This is a genomic window from Rickettsia akari str. Hartford (genome assembly GCF_000018205.1).
In the GTDB taxonomy this organism is placed as follows: domain Bacteria; phylum Pseudomonadota; class Alphaproteobacteria; order Rickettsiales; family Rickettsiaceae; genus Rickettsia; species Rickettsia akari.
Window position 1 is genome coordinate 162,568 of record NC_009881.1, and the last position, 22,950, is coordinate 185,517.

A 22,950-nucleotide genomic window follows, 5' to 3' on the forward strand; every position below is an offset into this window, starting at 1 on the left:
TCGCAATGACGGAAGCCATACAACAAGGCTTACAGTCGTTCACAATGACGATTGCAATTTAAAAATAATTAAGAGATTATGCAAACAGATAATACAAAATCCAACACTAATAAAACAGCTAAGCAAGAGTGGTGGTCTTGTGCTTTTGTAATATGTATCGCTTTACTTATTAGAATACTTATTATGGAGCCATTTACCGTTCCGACCGGTTCTATGAAAGCAACCATACTTGAGAATGACTATATCTTTTCTACGAAATATAGTTATGGTTATAGTAATTATTCTTTATCTTTTTTTGATTTTATTCCTCTTTTTAAAGGGCGAATATTTGCTCGCGAACCGGAGCGTGGCGATATTGTAGTTTTTCGTCCGCCTAACGATATGAATGTTAGATATATAAAGCGTTTAATAGGGCTACCAGGCGATAAAATTCAATTGATTGATGATGTAATATATATTAACGATAAAAAAATAGAACGCACTGAAGTTGGAACTTATACAAGCGAAGATGGAATAAAATATTTGAAGTTTAAAGAAACCTTGCCAAACGGTAGAACATATTTTTCTTATAAGCTTGCTCCTATTTTTAGCGTTATATATAACGATAGATACGGTAACACGGATGTTTTTTATGTACCTGAAGGGAAATATTTCTTTTTAGGGGATAATAGAGATCAGTCAAATGATAGTAGAGTAAATCTTGGATTTGTACCATTTGAAAATTTTATTGCTAAAGCACAATTTATTTGGTTCTCAACAAAAATAAATTGGTGGGATAATGATATAGGAGTTATGAATCTAGTACTAAGGTTAAAACCATGGATTGAATCTGTTAGGTTAAATCGAATTTTCAGAAATCTTTATAACACGGATGAGTAATGCAATCATTTGAGACGTTAGAAAAGCTGCTTGGCTATAGTTTCAAAAATCAAGAGCTTTTAATAGAGGCGTTGAGTCACCCGTCTTTAAGACAACATCATGAGTATAAGTATGATAAAGATTATGAACGATTAGAGTTCCTAGGTGATGCTGTATTAAATTTAGTAGTCACCGAAATTTTATTTAGAAATTTTGCAAGTTATAATGAGGGGAATTTAGCTAAAATTAGATCATATTTAGTTTGCAAAGAAACAATATGTGTGGTTGGGACCAAACTCACTTTAAAAGATTATATAATTATGACTTATGGTGAAGAAGTAGCAGGAGGGCGTGATAATCCTAATAATATAGAAAATGCTATGGAAGCTTTGATTGCAGCTATATATCTTGATAGCAATATTGAAACAACCCGTAATATTATTGGGAAATTATGGGAAGAATTTATAAAAATTCAGAATTTAACGGATTATGACCCCAAAACTGCTTTACAAGAATGGGCTCAAGCGAGTAGCCATCACCTACCTATATACCGTCTGATAAAAAGAGAAGGAGCTGCCCATTCATCGACTTTTACGGTTCTTGTAAAAGTAAAAGATTATGAACAAACAGGTACAGGACACTCTATAAAAGAAGCCGAAAAAAACGCAGCACGAGACTTATTGCACAGGCTTCAAGATGTATAATCAGAGAACAATTTCAGTTTGTATCATTGGACGACCAAATAGCGGGAAGTCGACTTTGCTAAATAGAATAATCGGTGAGAAACTTTCAATTGTTACGCCAAAAGTTCAAACGACTAGGTCAATTATTACCGGTATTATTACCTTAAAAGATACGCAGGTAATTTTATACGATACGCCAGGTATATTTGAGCCGAAAGGGAGCTTAGAGAAAGCAATGGTAAGATGTGCATGGTCTAGTTTGCATAGTGCGGATTTAGTAATGTTAATTATCGATAGTTTAAAACCGTTTGATGATGTAACACACGATATTTTAGATAAGCTTCGCTCACTTAATATTGTTCCGATATTTTTATTGAATAAAATAGATATCGAATCAAAATATCTAGATGACATTAAAGCTTTTTTAATAGGAAATCATCCTGATAGTTTGTTTTTTCCTATATCTGCTTTATCGGGCAAAAATATTAATGGATTACTTGAATATATAACAGGTAAGGCACAAATTGCTCCTTGGCTTTATGCAGAAGATGACATCACGGATTTACCGATGCGTTTTATTGCGGCAGAAATCACAAGAGAGCAATTATTTTTTAATTTGCAGCAAGAGCTACCTTATAAATTAACCGTACAAACCGAAAAGTGGGAAGATCTTAAAGACAAATCCGTAAAGATTAATCAAGTTATAATAGTATCAAGAGCGAGTTATAAAACTATAATACTCGGTAAAAACGGATCGAAAATTAGAGAGATAGGGTCAAAATCTCGAATGCAAATGGAGCGGTTTTTTGGCTTTCCTGTTCATTTATTTTTATTTGTTAAGGTGCATGAACTGTGGGAAAATCACCCAGATTTTTATCAGTATATGAAGATATGAAGCTGTCACCCCGTGGCTTGACTACGGGGTCCAGTATTTTTATAATTATTTTATGGACCCCGTAGTCAAGCCACGGGGTGACACGGGATATATAATCATGATAGTACTTGGGATTGATCCAGCACTTGGGAGTCTTGGATGGGCAGTAGTTGCAAGGCAGTTGACAAAACTGAAATATTTAGCTAGCGGTATTATTAAAACAAATAGTAAAGATGAAATTCATAATAGACTTGCCTGTATTAACAGTACATTAGAAAAAGTAATATTAGAATATCAACCAAATATGGCAGCGATTGAAGAAACATTTGTTAATACTAATAGCGTGACTTCGTTAAAGCTCGGCTATGCTAGAGGTGCGATAATGTCGCTGTGCGGTAGGTATAATTTGGACATTCGGGAATTTAAACCAAATACGGTCAAAAAAACCGTGACCGGTTATGGGCATGCAGAGAAAGATCAAATTTTGCATATGATAAAGCTTTTGCTGCCCGGCACTTCCTTAATTACTAATTCCGATGAAGCTGATGCTATAGCAATCGCTTATACTTGTCATGTTATGAGAGTTAAATGAATCCGGTTATAATATTAGTTGTCCCGCAAATGGGTGAGAATATCGGTGCTACTGCAAGAGCCATGAAGAATTTTGGCTTAAGTGAGCTGAGAATCGTAGCTCCAAGAGATGGCTGGCCAAATGAGCAAGCACGTAGTAATGCAGTCGGAGCGGTTAATATTATAGATAATGCAAAAATTTATGATAACCTAGAGGAGAGCGTTCAAGACCTTGAATATTTATACGCTACTACTTGTATTAAAAGGGCGATGAATAAAGATTACGTATTTTCACAAAATTTGCCTTTAGATTATCCAAATTCTGAAAAAGTTGGGATAATGTTTGGGCGTGAAAATAATGGTCTTAGCAATAAAGAAGTCGCACTCGCTAATAAGATTATCACTATTAACACAACTGAATTTAGCTCGTTAAATATCGCTCAAGCGGTTATTATTATCTGCTATGAATTGTTCCGTAATTTTAAGCCTAGAGAGGATATACATAATATTCAAAAATTAGCTACTAAAGAAGAAATAGAACATTTTTTAACAAATTTATTCGGCAAACTTGATAAAGCCAGATTCTTCAAAGCTCCTGACAAAAAGCCTGCCATGCAGCAAAATATCACTAATATATTTACACGTATCAATAGCCTCTCCTCACCTGAAGTGCAAACACTGCAAGGTATCATAAAGTCTTTGTATACTCGATGAACTTCAAAAATTAGCGTGTCGTAGTTCTACAAAAGCTATGGTACTCACGTATTAAGTATACGCTGCGTTCCTCGCCTAGTGAACTCCTCGCTCTTTTTGAAGTTGATTTTCGTCTACCAACTCATTATTTACTTGAGGCATATAAATCCATAAATCTTCATCGTTTATAATTCCAGCTTAGTAAGCTTCTTTAATAACTTCTTTAGGATAGTGAAGAATTATACATTTTTAAGAAAAACATTCTTTTAAACACTTCCAAACAAGTTCAAAAGTAAATTCAAAATCTTTGAATTGTTGCGCCAATATAAGCTCTATCTTCTGTTACATGTTTTAAATTGACATCTTCAAGCGTCATAAAAGTTTTACAATCAAGTTTAAGGTTTATTTTTGAAATATATAATTTTTTTCTCTTTTAATATATTTTCATAAAGTTCACGACTTATTTTAGTACTTTCAAACCTTACACAATCTATTTTTAAAAGCGTGTCTGCATTCTCTATAATATCCATAACTTTTAGCCATTTTTGATCTGTAATATCAGAGAAGATAATTGCAATATCAATATCGGCACGCTCCTCGTTATCTCATCTAGCACGAGAGCCGAAAAGCCATATTTCGTCGACACACGGAAAAGATTGTAGCTTCTTAATGAATATATATTGTTGTATATCTTTATTAATATAATTACCAGCTTTTGATTAAAGATTTAATAATTTCAGCTACTCTTTCTGCTTCATTTAAAGGTTTATAGTCATATGCTTCTAGAGAAATCACTGACTCATCAAAAATTCTTGCTATTTTTTGTTCTACTAATTGTTTTACAAAAATCTTATGTTTTGAGGAATTAAAGTTTTGTGGGCAGAATATATAAAGAGGTTTGCCGCTTGATGCTGCTTCACTGCACATTGAAATCGAGTCGGCCGTAGAGATTATATATTGTGCATTAGCAAGCATAGCTATATAAGGATTATAACCCACTTCTTCATTCGGGTCATAAATAATTGCGGAAGCCGGCATATTATTTTTAATAATTGATTTTACGGCTTGTGGTGTACGTCTGCTGAAACTAATGAACAATGGTATTTGTTGATTAGTATATATTTTATTTAATAATGAAGAAAATAAATTTGCTTCATCTTCGTTGAAATTGAAATTTTTATTATTTCCACCGATTATCACGGCAATAAATTGTTTAAGATTGGGATAATGTTTTTGGAGTTCCAAGTTTGCCGCAGCGCACTTTTTGGTTACGTTATTGATAGCTCCGTTGATTGGGATTGTTATTCCACGAATTGAGCGCGGAATCCAGTCTTCTTTAATTTTTTTTTGGATCCCATTGTCAAGCCATGGGATGACATTTTTGCTATTACTTGAATCATGATAAGGCAGAATAACGGCATCAAATGTATTATAGAGAAGATTAGGCTGCATTATTTGTATTAGCTTGATATCTTTAAATAGGCCTCTTGCACCACTTGCTTCTAATGGTAATTTATGCGTCGATCCGGTACTCGCATCCTCACGTACTAAAGTGTACGCTGCGGTGCTGCGTTCCGTGTATCTTATAAATTCCTCCTTATTAGCTACGTTATGCAAGAGGTCTAATTTCTGTTTTAAATAAAACGCTAAAACTGCTGTTCTTCTTCCGGCAGCAATTATTATGTCAGGCGGGGACTTAGCCAAAATATCCTGTAATAATTCACTTTTTATATGAATAGGATAATATTTTAGTAAAAAATTCGGTAGTTTAGCTAAGCAATTATATTCAAGCCTAATTGTTGTATATTCTTCTGTTAATTTTTCTGCAAGTGCAATAGCCTGATTTGTGTTGCCTGTTCTATCATCTGCAATAACCCATATTTTCATAATAAATATTCTTTTAAAGGTAATGTTAATAAATCTGTTAGAGGTAGTGATTTATCGCAAGCATCGGCTATTTGCGGCATAATCGGGATTTGAGCGATTAGGGGAATATTATATTTTTGCGATAAATGCCAGCCACTATTATTTTCAAACATATAACTCATATTCTCAATTATTCCCAAAATAGGTAAGTTAAGTTTTTGATATAAATCTATAGAACGTATTACATCTATCTCTGATATTTTTTGCGGTGTTGTTACGATTATTACGCCGTCTAAATGATAATTCTCTAAAAGGCTTAAATGAATATCGCCTGTTCCCGGCGGCATATCGATAATGAGATAATCTAAATTATCCCATTTTGTGACTGATGATAATAATTGATTAATGGTCTTACTAGCCATAGGACCACGCCAAATAATTGCTGAATTGTCTTTCACAAAAAAGCCTATAGAAACAACTTGGATGCTTTTTACCGTTATCGGTATTATTCGTCCATCTGTTGTTTTCGGTACTTTGTTAATGCCGACTATATGTGGAATTGACGGACCGTAAATATCGGCATCCACTATGCCTACTCGGTATTTTTCTAGACTCAATTGCTGAGCAATAAGAGCCGATATTGTAGATTTTCCGACTCCGCCTTTACCTGATGCTACTAAGATAATTTTTTTTACGTTTTCTACAATATGCTTTGGTTTTTGAATTTTTTGCTCTATCGGTTTACTTGCCGTAAAAACAATTGATATTTTATTTACTTCCGAAATCTCGCTAAGTTTATTAATTGCCTTAAGTCTGATTTCTTCGGCTTCTAACTTGTTTTTACCTGATATATCTATGGAAAAACCTATATTATTATCCTTAATTATAATATCTGATATAAAGTTATTTAAAAAAGTGCCGTCTTTAAAGGTAATATGCTGAAGTTTATCAATAATTTGCTTTTGGTGTAAATCCGCCATAATTAAATTTCCTTTTTAAGGCTGTTTAAGTTCATAACTTGACGTTATATGCTATAATATATATAATCACTTAATCGTTAAAATAATATAAAAAAGCAAATGCTTAGTAAAAAATATAGCTCGATTTTAAAAAAATCCCCATGGAAAGATTGTGATTCTAATCAAGACGATAACATATTCACAAGACCGCGTAAAAATCAATTTAATTTTGATAAATTTCAATTCCAGTTTAATTTCAATGTTAAAACAATAATTTTAGCTGTTGTCGCAGTGATTGCTTTATGGCTTGCGTCCGGTATTTATGAAATAAAAGAAGGTGATGAAGCAGCGGTAATAAGATTTGGGCGTTTTGTACGTAAGGGCTACCCCGGGCTTAATTATCATTTACCTGTCCCTTTTGAAAAGATAATAGTTGAGAAAGTTAAACAATCACGGCGAATTGAGATTGGTTATCGTACAAATAACTCGGTACGTAGCGGTGGCGATAATACTAAAAATATTGCCGGTGAAAGTATAATGCTTACCGGTGATGAAAATATTGTTGCTTTAAATTGTGACGTAATGTGGCATATTAATAACCTTGAGGATTTTATTTTTAACGTACAAAGACCTGCAGAAACAGTAAAAGCAACAGTAGAAAGTGCTGTTAGAGAAGTAATAGGCAATACTCCTATTTCTTGTGTATTATCTGATCAAAAGCAAGAAATTACTTACAAAATAGAAAAATTAGCACAAAAGATACTGGATAGTTATAATGCCGGTGTGATGATTGAGAAAGTACAATTACTAAAAGCCGAGCCGCCTGCCGAAGTAATAGATTCTTATAGAGACGTGCAAACTTCAAAAGCAGATAAAGAAAAAGAAATAAATCAAGCTCAAGCCTATAATAATAAGATTTTGCCGGAAGCTAGAGGAGCAGCCGCAAAGATTATACAAGAAGCAGAAGGTTATAGAGAAGAAGTTATATCAAAAGCAGAAGGTGATAGCCAAAGATTTAATGCTATTTATAAACAATATACTGTAGGTAGGCAAGTAACTAGAGATAGGTTATATTTAGAAGTAGTCGAAGAGATATTAGGTGGTTCAAATAAAACTATTATTAATAATGCACTACTACCACACATGGTTATAAAATAAAGGCGGTTATCCCGTCATTGCGAGCAGCCGTAGGCTTGCGCGGGCAATCTCATGAAATAATAAAATTCCTGAGATTGCCGCGTCGAGGCTTTACCCCTCCTCGCGGTGACGGAGCTAATAAAAACACAACAAGGAATATTAAATGCAACAAAAGATTTATTATATAATTTTTACAATTGTTTTTGGGATGATACTGATTTTTAGCTCCTTATTTTCAGTTGATCAACGCCAGTCTGCTGTGGTATTCCAGTTTGGTGAGGCAGTGAGAACTATAGAAAATCCAGGACTAAATATTAAAATCCCATTTATTCAAAATGTTGAATTTTTTGATAAGCGTCTTTTAGATGTTGAGGTTGAGGCAAAAGAATTAACGGCTGCTGACGGTAAACGAGTTATTGTTGATGCTTATGCCAAATTCCAAATTAATAATCCTGTAATGTTTTATAAAACGGTACATGATTATCAAGGTGTGAAAATCAGGTTAACTCGTAATCTTGAATCGTCGATGCGTAAAGTGATAGGTAAAATTTCGTTAAGTAGTCTTTTAAGTCGGGAACGTAGTAATGTAATGCTAAATATCTTAAATCAAGTAGACGGAGAAGCTAAAAGCTTTGGAATTGATGTTGTAGATGTTAGAATTTTAAGAGCAGACTTACCGAAAGAAAACAGTGCAGCTATTTATCGTCGTATGCAAACGGCACGTGAAAAAGAAGCGACCCAAATTAGAGCAGAAGGACAAGAAGAGAGCGTACGTATTCGTTCAAAAGCAGATAAAGAAAGTAAAATAATACTTGCCAAAGCTTATAGAGATGCACAAATTATTAAAGGTGACGGCGATGAAAAAGCAGCAAAAATATATAATTCCGCTTATTCCGTCGATCCAGAATTTTACAAATTTTATAGATCACTGTTAGTATATAAAAATTCTTTAAAGAAAGAAGATACTAATTTTGTGATTTCACCGGATGCTGAAGTTTTAAAATACCTTAATTTAACTAAGTAGTGTGATGAATCTGAAAATAGTTCTTGTTATAATAATTTTAATATCAAGTAACGTTATTCTAGCAAAAGAAAATAATAAGTCTTTAAAATTAGCGGATCAAGCAGAGAATGAATTTACGGCAATAAATTCTGCACCTTTAAAAGTAAGTGAAGCTGCTCGTTATAGTTTTGCTGATATAGTTGAGCCGTTAATTCCCGCAGTTGTTAATATTTCAACAATAGAATATGTTAATAGTAAGTCGGAAAATGCTGAGAAAGATCCGCTGCAAGAAACAAATCCTTTAGACTTTATTAATTATTTTTTAGAAAAGTTAAATATTCCATTGAATTTGGAAGAAATCGATCAAACTCCAAAAATTGTTCCGCTTGGTTCAGGATTTATTATTGAGCCTAACGGTTTAATAGTCACTAACTATCATGTCATTGCAAATGTTAATAAAATTAATATAAAGCTTGCAGATAATACTGAATTACCTGCTAAGCTAATAGGTAGCGATACTAAAACCGATTTAGCTCTCTTAAAAATAGATAGTGATGAGCCTTTACCTTTTGTTGAGTTTGGAGATTCAAATGATGCAAGAGTAGGAGATTGGGTTATTGCAATCGGTAATCCGTTCGGTAATCTAGGTGGTACGGTGACAAGCGGTATTATATCCTCTAAAGGGCGGGATATTGATATAGATACAGACAATATAGTCGATAATTTTATTCAAACGGATGCTGCAATTAATAACGGTAATTCCGGCGGTCCTATGTTTAATTTGGATCAGAAAGTAATCGGAGTAAATACGGCGATTTTTTCACCACTCGGTACTAATATAGGTATAGGTTTTGCTATTCCATCAAATACTGCAAAGCCTATAATCGAACGTCTTAAGAAAGATGGAAAAGTAAGTAGAGGACGCCTTGGAGTAACAATACAAGATTTAACCGAGGAAATTTCTGAAGGGCTAGGACTTAAAGACACTAACGGTGTGTTAGTAGCTAAAGTACAAGAAGACGGTCCAGGTGATCAAGCGGGTATTAAAACGGGTGATATAATAATAGAGTTTGGAGATATACCGGTTAAAAACACTAAAAAATTACGTGTAATTATTGCAGATACTCCTATTAATCAAGAAGTAAAATTAAAAATACTACGTGATAAAAAAGTGCTTGAATTGCCTATTAAGATTACTTCAGATAATGAAGAAGTTACCAATGATTCTACAGAAGAGACGAATAAAGAAGAAATAACAAACAAAGAAGAAAATAGTTTATCTATTACTAAAAATAATATTACTTTTAGTAATATTACTGAAGCACTAAGAAAAAAATATACTATTCCTCAAGATAAAACGGGAATAGTTATAACAAATATTGATGCAGAAGAAAGTAGTTTCAAAATTGGTGATCTGATAACCAATATTAATCAGGAAAGCGTAGACGATATAAGTAAGCTAGAAGAATTATATGAAAATGCTAAAAAATCAAATAAGCAAAATATTTTGCTCTTGATTGAAAGGTGTGATACAAGTGTGTTCATGCCGTTATCGGTGGTGTAGAGTCCTGTCGTCATTGCTAGGAGCCGTAGGCGGACGCGGGGGGCAATGGCGTTAACAATAATAATACATAAATAATTTATGAGTGAAAAAATAGCAATTTTAAGTGCGTATAGTTTTGTTAATATAGAAGAACCGGCGAATTTGATACCAAAGCTTTTGCTTATCGGTAAAAGAAAATATGTTAGAGGTACTATTTTATTAGCTAATGAAGGCTTTAACGGTTCTTTTTCAGGTTCATACGAAAATGTAAATCTTGTACTTGAAGAACTAATAAAGCTAACAGGTCCCAAAGATGTGAACGTTAAAATAAATTATAGTGATGTTCATCCTTTTCAAAAGTTGAAGGTAAGGCTTAAGAAAGAGATCGTAGCGATGAATGTTGAAGGTTTGAATGTGGATTTATTTAAAGGCGAATATATAGAGCCGAAAGATTGGGACGAATTTATCACAAAACAAAATGTTATAGTAATAGATACCCGTAATGATTATGAAGTAGAGGTTGGTACATTTAAATCGGCAATTAGTCCTAATACTAAAACATTTAAGCAGTTTCCTGCTTGGGTTCAGAAGAATCAAGGATTGCTCAAAGGTAAAAGAATTGCTATGGTTTGTACAGGTGGTATTAGGTGTGAAAAATCCACCAGCTTACTTAAAAGCATAGGTTATGATGAGGTGTATCATTTGAAAGGTGGTATATTGCAATATCTAGAAGATACGCAAAATAAGAATAATTTATGGCAAGGTGCATGTTTCGTCTTTGATGATAGAAGAGCAGTAGCGGATGATTTATCGCCCGTAGCAGGGCATTGGTTACAGAGATAGATGTCAGTGACATAGTGGTGTATATGAAAATGTATAAGATGTCATTCCATACCTGATCGTCATTGTGAGCAGCCGTAGGCTGCGTGGCAATCTCATGAAATAATAACACACTCATGAGATTGCTTCCTCAAAACTTGCAGTTTTTCTTCGCAATGACGTTATGTAAGTTTTTTATTATTAATATTATGACTAAAACCAAACAAGAAATTTATAATAAGCGTCCGATTTCGCCGCATTTAACTATATATAAGCCGCAAATAAGCTCTACTTTGTCGATTTTGCATCGTATAACCGGCGTAGCTTTGTTTTTTGCGGTGTCAATCTTGGTGTGGTGGTTGATTCTTAGTAAATATGATAATAATTATTTACAATTTGCTAAATGCTGTATTATAAAAATATGCTTAGTAGCAGTAAGCTACTCTTGGTTTTATCATTTATGTAATGGTATCCGTCATTTATTTTGGGATATCGGTTACGGATTTTCTATAAAAGCAGTGAATATCACCGGTTGGTGTGTAGTGGTAGGATCTTTATTATTAACTATGTTACTATGGGTATGAAAGTATACTTGGTGAATTTCAAAAATTGGCTACGTCGTTCTCAAAGAGCTGTGGTGCTAACGTATTAAGTGTACGTTCTGTTCCTCGCCTTATGAACTTCTTGCTCTTTGTAAAATGGACCTTAGTCTACCGATTCTTCATTTACTCGGAGTATATAGATATGATTGTAATTGTAAGGTTTTACAAAGTTTTTGGTGTCATTCCAGCGAAAGCGGGAATGACACCAATACAAAATATGTTTAGAGAAAATTAATGGTATATGATTTTAAAGTAGAAATTGTAAAAGCCAAAAATAGCGGTTCTGCTAAAAGTGGTTCTCATCGTTGGTTGTCGCAAAGAATAACGGGGATTATATTAGCTTTATGTTCTATATGGTTAATATATTTTATGCTAACTAACAAAAATAATGACATAAATATTATTATGTGGGAGCTTAAAAAGCCTTTTAACGTAGTAGCATTGTTAATTACGGTGGCTATTTCGTTGTATCATTCAATGCTTGGTATGCGTGTAGTGATTGAGGATTATATAAGTTGTCACAAATTACATAATATCTTGATTATAATAGTGCAATTATTTTGCATTGTGACTATTACTACTTTTGTAGTAGCGATGTTTTATATTGGATGAATTATAAGGTAATTTATTATGGATATAATAGTAATCGCAAAAAAGTTAATTCAGGAATGTATAGTAATGCGAGTGCGGTAGTAGCAGAAGCTTTAGGATTGATAGATAAATTTGAAAAAGCACAAAGTATTAAATGCGACTTGCTGTGTTAAGCTGTAGGTGTAGTAATATATCAAGCAGAGAATAACATATTTAGTGAGAAATCAATTTTAGATTTGATGGATGATGAGTAAGATAGTGTCTTATAACTTAACTAAAATTGCTGAAAATGATTTGCTGCAAATAAAGTATTGTAGTGCAGAAGTATTTTGGCAAGAGATAGCAAGAAAATATTTAATTCAAATACATAATAGATGTATAGAAATTTGTAATTTTCCAAATATAGGGATAAATCGTCCGGAAATTTTTAAAAATATAAAATCAATAATTTTTAATAGCAATATAATACTGTATTTCGTGATTGAAAATGAAATTAGTATACTTAGGATGTGCATAAAAATATAGATATAACTGGAATATAGAGTAACAAATTAATTTAATGAACAAAGCATATAATATCATACATCATAAATTTGACGTAGTAGTTGTAGGTGCAGGCGGAGCTGGTCTTCGTTCTGCATTTGGTATGGCTCAAGAAGGGCTAGACACCGCCTGTATAACTAAGCTATTTCCGACTCGTAGTCATACTGTGGCTGCTCAGGGCGGAATCAGTGCAGCTCTTGGGAATATGGGCGAAGATGATTGGCGTTGGCATATGTATGATACAGTAAAAGGTTCAGACTGGTTAGGTGATCAGGATGCCATCGAGTATATGTGCAAGAATGCTCCCGATGCGATTTTAGAGCTTGAGCATTACGGAGTACCTTTTTCAAGAACTAAAGAGGGAAAAATTTATCAGCGTCCTTTTGGCGGTATGACAACAGAGTACGGTAAAGGAAAAGCGGCTCAGCGTACATGTGCTGCGGCAGATCGTACTGGGCATGCCATACTCCATACGTTATATCAGCAGTCACTAAAGCATAAAGTGCAGTTTTTTGTTGAGTATTTTGCTATTGATCTATTGATGGAAGACGGCGAATGTAGAGGCGTAGTTGCTTGGAATTTAGATGATGGGAGACTGCATTGTTTTAGAGCTCATAATGTAGTGCTTGCAACGGGAGGATATGGGCGTGCTTATTTTTCAGCAACGTCTGCTCATACTTGTACGGGCGACGGGGGAGGTATGGCGATTAGAGCAGGTTTGCCGCTGCAAGATATGGAGTTTGTACAGTTCCATCCGACAGGCATATATTCGGCTGGCTGTCTTATTACCGAGGGAGCTAGAGGTGAAGGGGGATATCTTGTTAATGTAAACGGAGAGCGTTTTATGGAGCGTTACGCTCCTGCTGCAAAGGATTTAGCTTCAAGAGACGTGGTTTCAAGAGCGATGACTATCGAGATTCGTGAAGGGCGAGGAGTCGGCGAGCATAAAGATCATGTATTCCTGCATTTAAATCATTTATCGCCTGAGATTTTACATAGTCGTTTGCCAGGTATTGTGGAGACGGCTAAAATTTTTGCCGGTGTTGATGTCACTAAAGAGCCGATACCAGTACTTCCTACAGTTCATTATAATATGGGAGGGATACCGACTAATTACCACGGTCAAGTCATAATCAAAGACGGTAAAAATCACAATAGCGTAGTAAAAGGACTTATGGCAATCGGTGAAGCAGCTTGTGTATCGGTACACGGTGCTAACAGGCTTGGGTCAAATTCTTTGCTTGATTTGGTGGTATTTGGTAGAAGCTCTGCATTAAAAGCAGCTGAACTTATCAAACCGGCAAGTCCACATAAGCCATTAAAAGAAGAAAGCCTTGAGAAAATTATAAATAGATTTGATAAAATTCGTTATAATAACGGTAATATTTTAACTGCAGATTTAAGGCTTAAAATGCAAAGAACTATGCAAAGTCACGCTTCGGTATTTAGAACTCAAGAGGTACTAGACGAAGGAGCAGGAATGATTAGTGAGATAAGAAGCGGCTATAAAGATATAAAAATTAACGATAAATCTTTAATTTGGAATAGTGATTTAGTAGAAGCCTTAGAGCTAGATAATCTACTTGATCAAGCTTTGGTTACAGTATATTCGGCAGCTGCAAGGAAAGAAAGCAGAGGAGCTCATGCTAGGGAAGATTATCCTGGTCGTAATGATGAAGATTGGATGAAACATACTCTTAGTTCTATCGATGCAGCAGGTAAAGTAGTTCTTGATTATAAACCTGTAACGCTAACCACTTTAACCGATGAGATAAGTACAATTCCACCAGCAAAAAGAGTGTATTAATGTATTATATACTCGGTGAATTTCAAAAATTGGCCTCTCGTTGTTTCGTAGATATCAAATCGTCATTGTGAGGAGGCATTGTTGCGTAGACTCCCAGTCGTCATTGCTAAGAAGAATTACGTAGTAATTCGAAGAAGCAATCCGGTTAAAAAATACTAATTTATAGCATTTTTTGTTTTTTCCTAGATTGCCACGTCGCTTCGCTCCTTGCAATGACGATAAGGCTGATTCGTATTGGAATAAATCTATAATAATTTATGTTTGAGTATTTAATAAAATTTTATCCAAAAATCCTCTTTATTGTAGAGGGGACTCTAGTAACTTTAAAATATAGCATTATTGCCGTTATATTGGGTTTAGTGATAGGGATGCTGCTCGCTATTTGTAAGGTAAATAAGAATCGTGCTTTAAGGCTCTGTGCAAATTTCTATACTTCTATTTTCAGAGGTACTCCTTTATTAATTCAATTAACTATTATTTATTTTGCTTCACCTTATATCATAGGCGTTAAATTTAGTGTGTTTATGGCTGGAGCTATTGCTTTTTCCCTTAATTCGGGAGCATATGTTTCCGAAGTAATCAGGGCTGGTATTAATGCAGTTGATAAAGGGCAATTTGAAGCGGCTGAAGCTCTTGCTATTCCAAAGTTTTTAATAATGAAAGATATCATTCTGCCACAAGCAGTTAAAAATATCTTTCCGTCATTAGTAAATGAGCTTGTAAATTTGATTAAAGAATCAGCAATTATTTCTATGCTTGGAGAAATGGATTTAATGCGTAGAGCACAAATTGTATCAATTGAAACATATAATTATTTTTTTCCAATGTCTATTGCTGCTTGCTGTTATTATATTTTAGTGATGTTAATCAGCTTTATAGCGAAAATAATTGAGAAAAAAATGATTGTTAATTAAAACATACTTGCTTTTATGGAAAAAGTCATTATAATCTGAATCTAGTGTATTTTACAAATTCTTATAATTTGTATTTAGAAATTATTCAAAATAAAGGGTGGAAGTATTTTGCTCCCTTTATTTATCTGTATATATAAGTTTTTTGGAGTATTTTTTAATGCCGACATATAATCAGTTAGTACGTTTTGGGAGAAAGTCAAAAACTCGTAAGAGCAAATCTCCTGCCTTAGAATCTAATCCTTTTAAAAGTGGTGTTTGCCTAGTTGTAAAAACCGTTACCCCTAAAAAGCCTAACTCTGCACTTCGTAAGATTGCAACGGTGCGTTTAAGTAATAAAAGAACAGTAAATGCATATATTCCCGGTGAAAAGCATAGTGTAAAGGAGCATGATAGGGTATTAGTAAGAGGCGGTCAGGTGCCTGATCTTCCGGGTGTGAAATATCATATCGTACTCGGTGCATATGATATTTCTGGAGTTAAAGGACGTAAGCAAGGTCGTTCACGTTATGGTGCTCCTTGTAAACAAATTGCAGTTACAAAAAAATAAATGATTAGTTAGAGAGAAAAAATAAAATGTCACGTCGTCACGCCGCCGAAAAGCGGGTAATTTTACCTGATATGAAATATAACAGTATTTTACTGTCAAGATTTATCAATAATATTATGAAAAAAGGGAAGAAGGCCCTTGCAGAGAAAATTGTTTATTCAGCCTTTAATAAAATCGAAAAGAAGCATCGAGTCGATCCGTATCAAACCTTTAATAATGCTATGCATAACGTGAAGCCACATTTAGAAGTAACTTCGGTGAGGGTTGGAGGAGCTAATTATCAAGTTCCGACGCATGTTGATGAAAGAAGGGGGTATGCTCTTGCTAGCCGTTGGATTATTAATGCTGCGTCAAAACGTTCTGAAAAAATGATGATTGATAAACTTGCCGAAGAGCTGTTTGAAGCTTCTAATAATAGAGGCGTCGCTATTAAGAAGAAAGAAGATACTCATAAAATGGCTGAAGCGAATAAAGCTTTCTCTCATTTTAGCCCTAAAAAAATGCAATAAGGTAGGGTATATAATGAGTAAAATGAATAAACTTGAGCATATTCGTAATATAGGAATATGTGCTCACATTGATGCTGGTAAAACCACAACTACCGAACGTATTTTATATTATACAGGTAAATCACATAAAATAGGTGAAGTTCATGATGGCGGTGCTACCATGGACTGGATGGAGCAGGAGCAAGAACGCGGTATAACTATTACCTCAGCTGCTACCACTTGTAGATGGCAAGATAAGATAATTAATATTATTGATACTCCCGGACACGTTGATTTTACTATCGAAGTAGAACGTTCGCTTCGTGTTCTTGACGGTGCGGTTGCAGTATTTGACGGTGTAGCAGGTGTTGAACCTCAGTCTGAAACAGTTTGGAGGCAAGCAGATAAATATAATGTGCCTAGAATGTGTTTTGTCAATAAAATGGACAGAATGGGAGCGGATTTTTATAGATGCGTTGAAATGATCAAAGATCGTTTAGGGGCAAAACCGCTTGTTCTTCAGTTGCCTGTGGGGATTGAAGAAAATTTTAAAGGTATAATTGATCTTGTTAAAATGAAAGCAGTGATTTGGAAAGATGAATCACTTGGTGCTGAGTATTGTGAAGAAGATATACCTGCAGATATGAAAGACAAGGCTGAAGAATATCGTGCTAAATTGCTTGATATGGTTGTTGAGTTAGATGACACGATTATGGAAAAATATTTATCAGGTGAAGAAGTAACAGAAGAAGAGATTAAAAGATTAATCAGAAAAGGTACTATTTCAGCAGCATTTTATCCAGTTTTATGCGGTAGTGCTTTTAAAAATAAAGGAGTACAGCCTTTACTTGATGCTGTAGTATACTTCCTACCTTCGCCTATTGATATAGGTATAGTAAAAGGTATAGAAGTAAGTACCGGTGAAGAAAAAGATTTTCCTGTTTCGGTAATTGAGCCTTTTGCAGCTTTAGCATTTAAAATTATGAATGACCCGTTTGTCGGTTCATTAACTTTTATTAGAATATATTCAGGTAAAATTGCTTCAGGAATTACTGTTATTAATACCGTAAAGAATAAAAAAGAAAAAATCGGTAGAATGCTATTAATGCATGCTAATAATCGTGAAGACGTAAAAGAAGCATCAGCAGGTGATATAGTAGCTTTAGCAGGTCTTAAAGATACTACCACCGGTGATACGTTGTCTGATGTGGATAAGCAAGTAATCTTAGAAAGAATGGAATTTCCGGAGCCGGTTATTGAGCTTGCGGTAGAACCTAAATCAACAGCAGATCAAGAAAAAATGGGTCTAGCACTTTCTCGTTTAGCAGCTGAAGATCCATCATTTAGAGTTTCAATGGATCATGAAACAGGGCAAACAGTGATAAAAGGAATGGGAGAACTCCATTTAGAAATTATCATTGATCGTATGAGAAGAGAGTTTAAGGTCGAAGCAAATATTGGAGCTCCTCAAGTCGCATATCGTGAAACTATAACAAAAGCTTGCGAGATCGATTATACACATAAGAAACAATCCGGCGGTGCAGGACAATTTGCTCGTGTAAAAATTATTTTTGAGCCTTTAAAAGAGGTAAAAGATCTAGAAGATGAAGACAAAAATAAAACTTTTGTCTTTGCAAGTAAAATCGTTGGTGGTGCCGTGCCTAAAGAATATATACCGGGTGTTGAAAAAGGTTTAAATAATATTAGAGAAACCGGTGTTATTGCCGGTTATCCTATGATTGACTTTAAAGCGACTTTAGTTGACGGTGCGTTTCATGATGTAGATTCTAGTGTATTGGCGTTTGAAATTGCAGCAAAAGCGGCGTTTAGAGAGGGGATGCCGAAAGGTGACCCTAAATTACTTGAGCCGATTATGAAAGTTGAAGTTATCACTCCTGATGAATATATGGGTGATATTATAGGTGACTTAAATAGTCGTAGAGGACAAATTCAAAGCATGGATCCAAGAGGAAACGCTCAAGTAGTTACTGCGAACGTTCCTTTAGCAGAAATGTTTGGTTATGTTAATACGCTTAGGTCTTTATCTCAAGGTAGAGCTCAGTTTAGTATGATATTCTCTCATTATGATCAAGTGCCGAGTCAGGTAGCTGATATTATTAAAGCTAAAAAATAATTGATGGATCTAATTAGATATAATTAATGTCATGTCTTGCGAAGGTAAATGTTGTTTTACTAATGAATATTTTTAATAAATTCATTGATTTTTTATTAAAAGTATGATAGGAGTGTAGCTCAATTGGTAGAGCGCCGGTCTCCAAAACCGGAGGTTGCGGGTTCGATGCCTGTCGCTCCTGCCATGATAGGTTTAGAGTTTTTTTGCTATAAAATGTAGAATTTTTACAAAATTTGCTTATAGAGAAGCAGTTGCAAGAGATATTTCACCGCGAATTGAAGCGTACATGTTAGTATGTAAGAATTCCAGTGTTGGATCATTGTCTCTAGAAGTAGAGTGTTGTAAGAAGTCTAATAAATTACCTAACAAAAATATGTTTAAAGAATATAAAATTTATAAGTTGTGTGAACAAGTTAAACAAGAAATTTATAAGGTAGTTTGGCCAACTAAAAAAGAGCTTGTTGCTTCAACATTGGTAGTAGTAGCAGCAGTTTTTATTTTTAGCCTAATTTGTTTGGTACTTGATTATAGTATACATAACATAATGCAGCTTTTGCTTAATATCGGCAAATTAGTATAAGGAATAAATTGTGACAGAACAGAGTATAGATAATGTATTGTCTTCTTCTGAAAGAAATGTAAAGCAGTGGTATGTAGTACATACGGTATCAGGAGCAGAGAAACGTATAAAAGAAGATCTGCTGAGAAAAATCGCTAAACAGAAAATGACAGATTTTTTTGAAGATATATTAATACCTGTTTTTGGAGTTTCTGAAGTTAAACGCGGTAAAAATGTCAAGGTAGAAAAAAAACTAATGCCGAGTTATATCTTGATAAAGATGAATATAACTGATAAATCTTGGCATTTAGTAAAAAATATATCTGGGGTAACCGGCTTTTTAGGAAGTAAAACCACGCCAAAAGCTCTTACGGACAGCGAAATACAGAATATTTTTAATAATCTGGAAGCAGAAGCTAAAGAAGCAAAGAATTCTAAAGTGTATGAAGTTGGTGAAATCGTGATTGTTACAGACGGTCCTTTTGAAACTTTCACCGGTATGGTAGAAGAAATAGATCAAGAAAAAAATAGGTTAAAAGTTTCAGTATCAATATTTGGTAAAGCAACTCCAATAGAACTAAATTTTAACCAAGTAAAGAAAAATAATTAAAAGTAATTAGATTTTTGTACTAATCGGTATATTGTGTTGTATGTTGTTGCTATTGGTCTAATAAAGATCGCTGGTGTCATTCTTGTGAAAGCAGGAATCCGGCACAACGTATAAAACACTTGTTTTTAAGATATATTTTATTTTAGATTCCTGCTCTCGCAGGAATGACAAATGTATACACTATTAATTTAAGAGAAAATAAGGATATTTATAAATGTCTCAGAAGGCAATAAAAGGTTATATTAACTTGATAATTCCAGCCGGTGGCGCTACTCCTGCTCCTCCTATAGGACCGGCCCTTGGGCAAAGAAAAGTTAATATTAAAACATTTTGTGATGAATTTAATAATAGTACAAAAGATATGGACAAAGGAGTACCTTTGCCAACTTTAATTACTGTTTATGAAGATAGTAGTTTTTCTTTTAAAATCAAAACTCCTCCTGCCTCTTATTTTTTAAAGAAATATGCTAAAATTACTAAAGGTTCTAGTGCTACTAAGAAAGAAGCCGTGGTAGGTAAAGTTACTATGGATGATTGTCGTGAAATTGCAAAATTAAAAATGCCTGATTTAAATACAAAAGATATTGAAGCAGCAACAAAAATTATTTGTGGTAGCGCTGCATCTATGGGACTTGAAGTGGTAGGGAATTAATTATTATGTCAAATAAGAAAGATATTACCGTAAAAATGAGCGGCGGTAAAAAAATAAGAGAAGCTCGAGAAAAAGTAAAACCAGATACTTTATATAATTTGACAAATGCAGTTGAGCAATTAAAATCAGCATCATATGTTAAATTTGATCCAACCTTAGAAATAGTTATGAAGCTTGGAATTGATCCTAGGCATTCCGATCAAATGGTACGTGGTGTAGTTAATTTACCTGCCGGTACAGGTAAAATCGTAAGAGTTGCCGTTATTTGTAAAGAAGAAAGAGAAGAAGAAGCTAAAAGTGCAGGTGCAGATTTAGTAGGTTCAACAAATATAATTGATGAAATTAAATCAGGGAAAATTAATTTTGATGTATGTATAGCTACTCCCGATATGATGGCAGCTATAGGTTCAGTTGCAAGGATTTTAGGACCAAAAGGTTTAATGCCTAACCCTAAACTTGGTACCGTAACTTTGGATATTAAAAATGCTATTAAAAATGCTAAAAGCGGTCAGGTAGAATATAGAGCAGAGAAATCAGGTATAATTCATGCAGGGCTTGGAAAATTGTCTTTTTCAGACCAAGATTTATTAAAAAATTTAAATGCGTTTATTGAGGCAGTAATTAAAGCGAAACCTTCCGGATTAAAAGGAAGTTATTTAAAAGCAATGTATTTATCTTCTACTATGGGAGCATCGGTACAAATAGATTTGACTAGTATAGCATAATGTTTATAGCGGTTTAACGGTAGTATAGTAAAAAATTTGTTATTTAAGTATTTGTATCAGTTTAAATATATTAAACTGTGTTATAAAAGGAGAATTAAAAGGTGTTAAGATCAGAAAAACCGGTAGCAGTAGGGGATGTTGTAAATATTTATAAAGAATCGCCATCCATAATTATTACTCGTTATCATGGGTTAACCGTTAGTCAAGTGAGTTCACTTAGAGAATCACTTAAATCTAGAGAAGCAGGTTTTAAAGTAGTTAAAAATACTTTAGCAAAAATAGCTGCAAAGCAAACAGGGCTTGATAGTATTGCTAATTTATTTGCAGGCCCTACTGCTATTGTTTATTCTAAAGAACCGGTTGAGATGGCAAAATTAGTAGTTAATTTTGCTAAGTCTAATGGTAATCTCAAGATTGTTGGTGGAATAGTCGATAATCGCGTATTAGATGAATATTCAATAAAAGAACTTTCTAAGCTACCTTCACTTAATGAGCTTAGAGGTAAAATTGTTTGGTTATTACAAGCACCGTCTACTAAGGTTGTAGGTGTTTTACAAGCCCCGTCTGTGAGTATGGCGAGAGTACTACAAGCACATGCTAGTAAAAATTAATTTAAAGGTTACTGCACTAGGGATTTTAATTGATAATTAAAGAGCTTTTAGAGTGAAAATTAATAAGGTTTTGTAGGCGTGTTCTTATGTTAAAAAATCTTATCATTTGCAGCAAAAAAGAGTGTAATTAACTTTGAAATACCTGATGCAGTAATCACTCAATATAAAAAAAGTAAAAAGGAAAAAATTATGGCAGATTTAGCTAAAATTGAAGAACAATTATCATCATTAACATTAATGCAAGCAGCTGAGCTTGTGAAAATGCTAGAAGAAAAATGGTGCGTATCTGCAGCAGCACCTGTAGCTGTAGCAGCTGCCGGAGCAGCCCCTGCGGCTGAAGCAGTTGCTGAAAAAACTGAGTTTGAGATAGTTTTAATTGCTGCAGGTGATAAGAAAGTTGAAGTAATCAAAGCCGTAAAAGATATTACGGGTCTTGGTTTAATTGAAGCTAAGAAATTAGTTGATGAAGCTCCAAAGCTTATGAAAAGCAATGTGAAGAAAGCAGAAGCTGAAGAAATCAAAGGTAAGTTAGAAGCTGCCGGAGCAAAAGTTGAATTAAAATAATTATTTTTAGGTTCTTTAAAGAAAAATTAAATGATTAGTATTTTTAGATATTTTTAGGTAAAAATTAATAAGATTCTTGTTGGAGCAGTTATCTGTATTCAAAAAAATCTTGTGGTTTTTAATCGAAAATAACTAAATATAGATTAATTTTTTTACAGAACCTAATATTTTTTGCATTACATGATAAAATATTTTATAGATTTAAATTAACTTTTTAAAAGCTAAAAAGCCTTATTTTAGTAATGAAATTCGAATAAGGCTTTTTTGTTTAAAAATTATTTTAAATCTAATTTAAGTTATTTTTTTGAAATAGGTTAAAGCTATTACATTGAAAATCTTATTGATTAAAATAGTTTTGTTAGTACCATACGTCTAGAAATTTAAATTATTGAACTTTTCTAGGTGTTGTGAACATTTATAATTGATTGTTAATAAAAATTAATGAGATTTTTGAATGAATAGTACCTAATTTTTTGTAACAAACAAATAACCAAAATCAAATCTTTTTGGAAATGTTCGCAGAGCCTACACAAGATCTAAATAGGACACTTATTAGGTTTCTTTAATTTAAGTGCTATGTAAAAAAATTTAAAGCAGT

27 protein-coding genes and 1 tRNA gene are annotated in these 22,950 nt (G+C 33.7%); 25 read left to right on the forward strand and 3 right to left on the reverse strand.

The genetic code is table 11. The features are described 5' to 3' along the window. Positions 1 to 78 precede the first annotated feature (78 nt). From lepB to A1C_RS00810, 5 genes are all read left to right on the forward strand, one after another. The gene (lepB, locus tag A1C_RS00790; RefSeq protein WP_012013373.1) at positions 79 to 879 is read left to right on the forward strand and encodes a signal peptidase I; all 801 of its coding nucleotides are present in this window, start codon (positions 79 to 81) and stop codon (positions 877 to 879) included. Next, entirely contained in the window at positions 879 to 1,562 is a 684-nt protein-coding gene (rnc, locus tag A1C_RS00795) for a ribonuclease III (RefSeq protein WP_012013374.1), read from the forward strand. Before lepB ends, rnc begins: the two co-directional genes overlap by 1 nt. After that, positions 1,555 to 2,436, forward strand: a complete 882-nt coding sequence (gene era, locus A1C_RS00800) for a GTPase Era (RefSeq protein WP_012013375.1) — start codon at positions 1,555 to 1,557, stop codon at positions 2,434 to 2,436. The genes rnc and era overlap by 8 nt, the downstream gene beginning before the upstream one ends. 97 nt (positions 2,437 to 2,533) lie before the next feature. Next, complete coding sequence (gene ruvC, locus A1C_RS00805; RefSeq protein WP_012013376.1) at positions 2,534 to 3,007, forward strand: crossover junction endodeoxyribonuclease RuvC; 474 nt, start codon at positions 2,534 to 2,536, stop codon at positions 3,005 to 3,007. Next, on the forward strand, positions 3,004 to 3,699 hold the full coding sequence (locus tag A1C_RS00810; RefSeq protein WP_012013377.1) for an RNA methyltransferase: 696 nt from the start codon (positions 3,004 to 3,006) through the stop codon (positions 3,697 to 3,699). The genes ruvC and A1C_RS00810 overlap by 4 nt, the downstream gene beginning before the upstream one ends. 374 nt (positions 3,700 to 4,073) lie before the next feature. On the opposite strand, the gene A1C_RS00815 is transcribed toward A1C_RS00810, so the two are convergent. The 3 genes from A1C_RS00815 to A1C_RS00825 form a co-directional block, all read right to left on the reverse strand. Beyond that, entirely contained in the window at positions 4,074 to 4,262 is a 189-nt protein-coding gene (locus tag A1C_RS00815) for a nucleotidyltransferase (protein WP_198282967.1), read from the reverse strand. Between the two features lie 121 nt (positions 4,263 to 4,383). Further along, a complete protein-coding gene (locus A1C_RS00820; protein WP_012013379.1) occupies positions 4,384 to 5,565 on the reverse strand; it encodes an ELM1/GtrOC1 family putative glycosyltransferase in 1,182 nt (393 codons plus the stop codon). Further along, the gene (locus A1C_RS00825) at positions 5,562 to 6,524 is read right to left on the reverse strand and encodes an Mrp/NBP35 family ATP-binding protein (protein ID WP_012013380.1); all 963 of its coding nucleotides are present in this window, start codon (positions 6,522 to 6,524) and stop codon (positions 5,562 to 5,564) included. The genes A1C_RS00820 and A1C_RS00825 overlap by 4 nt, the downstream gene beginning before the upstream one ends. A 99-nt stretch (positions 6,525 to 6,623) precedes the next feature. On the opposite strand from A1C_RS00825, the gene hflK reads away from it, so the two are divergent. From hflK to rplL, 20 genes are all read left to right on the forward strand, one after another. Next, a complete protein-coding gene (hflK, locus tag A1C_RS00830; RefSeq protein ID WP_012013381.1) occupies positions 6,624 to 7,661 on the forward strand; it encodes an FtsH protease activity modulator HflK in 1,038 nt (345 codons plus the stop codon). A 142-nt stretch (positions 7,662 to 7,803) separates the two neighbouring features. Further along, a complete protein-coding gene (hflC, locus tag A1C_RS00835; protein WP_012013383.1) occupies positions 7,804 to 8,664 on the forward strand; it encodes a protease modulator HflC in 861 nt (286 codons plus the stop codon). A gap of 1 nt (position 8,665) precedes the next feature. Then, positions 8,666 to 10,207, forward strand: a complete 1,542-nt coding sequence (locus tag A1C_RS00840) for a Do family serine endopeptidase (protein ID WP_088123966.1) — start codon at positions 8,666 to 8,668, stop codon at positions 10,205 to 10,207. A 78-nt stretch (positions 10,208 to 10,285) separates the two neighbouring features. Beyond that, entirely contained in the window at positions 10,286 to 11,029 is a 744-nt protein-coding gene (trhO, locus tag A1C_RS00845) for an oxygen-dependent tRNA uridine(34) hydroxylase TrhO (RefSeq protein ID WP_012013385.1), read from the forward strand. 185 nt (positions 11,030 to 11,214) lie between these two features. Further along, positions 11,215 to 11,589 carry a succinate dehydrogenase, cytochrome b556 subunit gene (gene sdhC, locus A1C_RS00850; RefSeq protein WP_012013386.1) on the forward strand — a complete coding sequence of 125 codons (375 nt, stop codon included), beginning with the start codon at positions 11,215 to 11,217 and terminating at the stop codon, positions 11,587 to 11,589. 252 nt (positions 11,590 to 11,841) lie between these two features. Then, on the forward strand, positions 11,842 to 12,219 hold the full coding sequence (sdhD, locus tag A1C_RS00855) for a succinate dehydrogenase, hydrophobic membrane anchor protein (RefSeq protein WP_012013388.1): 378 nt from the start codon (positions 11,842 to 11,844) through the stop codon (positions 12,217 to 12,219). Continuing rightward, positions 12,216 to 12,371, forward strand: coding sequence for a hypothetical protein (locus A1C_RS08340; RefSeq protein WP_012013389.1), 156 nt, complete (start codon positions 12,216 to 12,218; stop codon positions 12,369 to 12,371). Before sdhD ends, A1C_RS08340 begins: the two co-directional genes overlap by 4 nt. 85 nt (positions 12,372 to 12,456) lie before the next feature. After that, a complete protein-coding gene (locus A1C_RS00865; protein ID WP_012013390.1) occupies positions 12,457 to 12,723 on the forward strand; it encodes a type II toxin-antitoxin system RelE/ParE family toxin in 267 nt (88 codons plus the stop codon). Between the two features lie 34 nt (positions 12,724 to 12,757). Continuing rightward, a complete protein-coding gene (gene sdhA / locus A1C_RS00870) occupies positions 12,758 to 14,548 on the forward strand; it encodes a succinate dehydrogenase flavoprotein subunit (RefSeq protein ID WP_012013391.1) in 1,791 nt (596 codons plus the stop codon). 257 nt (positions 14,549 to 14,805) lie between these two features. Next, on the forward strand, positions 14,806 to 15,462 hold the full coding sequence (locus A1C_RS00875; protein WP_012013392.1) for an amino acid ABC transporter permease: 657 nt from the start codon (positions 14,806 to 14,808) through the stop codon (positions 15,460 to 15,462). A 157-nt stretch (positions 15,463 to 15,619) separates the two neighbouring features. Continuing rightward, positions 15,620 to 16,009 (forward strand): 30S ribosomal protein S12, encoded by a 390-nt coding sequence (rpsL, locus tag A1C_RS00880; RefSeq protein WP_012013393.1) that lies wholly within the window; start codon positions 15,620 to 15,622, stop codon positions 16,007 to 16,009. Between the two features lie 26 nt (positions 16,010 to 16,035). Continuing rightward, positions 16,036 to 16,518: a 30S ribosomal protein S7 gene (rpsG, locus tag A1C_RS00885; RefSeq protein WP_012013394.1), complete on the forward strand. Its 483-nt coding sequence runs from the start codon at positions 16,036 to 16,038 to the stop codon at positions 16,516 to 16,518. 13 nt (positions 16,519 to 16,531) lie between these two features. After that, complete coding sequence (gene fusA / locus A1C_RS00890) at positions 16,532 to 18,631, forward strand: elongation factor G (protein WP_012013395.1); 2,100 nt, start codon at positions 16,532 to 16,534, stop codon at positions 18,629 to 18,631. 108 nt (positions 18,632 to 18,739) lie between these two features. Then, positions 18,740 to 18,815: transfer RNA gene (locus A1C_RS00895), tRNA-Trp, on the forward strand. A gap of 189 nt (positions 18,816 to 19,004) precedes the next feature. After that, positions 19,005 to 19,211, forward strand: coding sequence for a preprotein translocase subunit SecE (secE, locus tag A1C_RS00900; RefSeq protein WP_012013396.1), 207 nt, complete (start codon positions 19,005 to 19,007; stop codon positions 19,209 to 19,211). Positions 19,212 to 19,221: 10 nt separating this feature from the next. After that, positions 19,222 to 19,800, forward strand: coding sequence for a transcription termination/antitermination protein NusG (gene nusG / locus A1C_RS00905; protein WP_012013397.1), 579 nt, complete (start codon positions 19,222 to 19,224; stop codon positions 19,798 to 19,800). Between the two features lie 214 nt (positions 19,801 to 20,014). Further along, a complete protein-coding gene (rplK, locus tag A1C_RS00910) occupies positions 20,015 to 20,452 on the forward strand; it encodes a 50S ribosomal protein L11 (protein ID WP_012013398.1) in 438 nt (145 codons plus the stop codon). 5 nt (positions 20,453 to 20,457) lie between these two features. After that, positions 20,458 to 21,177: a 50S ribosomal protein L1 gene (gene rplA, locus A1C_RS00915; RefSeq protein ID WP_012013399.1), complete on the forward strand. Its 720-nt coding sequence runs from the start codon at positions 20,458 to 20,460 to the stop codon at positions 21,175 to 21,177. A gap of 101 nt (positions 21,178 to 21,278) precedes the next feature. Beyond that, positions 21,279 to 21,788, forward strand: a complete 510-nt coding sequence (rplJ, locus tag A1C_RS00920) for a 50S ribosomal protein L10 (protein ID WP_012013400.1) — start codon at positions 21,279 to 21,281, stop codon at positions 21,786 to 21,788. A gap of 189 nt (positions 21,789 to 21,977) precedes the next feature. Continuing rightward, complete coding sequence (gene rplL, locus A1C_RS00925; RefSeq protein WP_012013401.1) at positions 21,978 to 22,352, forward strand: 50S ribosomal protein L7/L12; 375 nt, start codon at positions 21,978 to 21,980, stop codon at positions 22,350 to 22,352. The last annotated feature ends 598 nt before the right edge of the window (positions 22,353 to 22,950 follow it).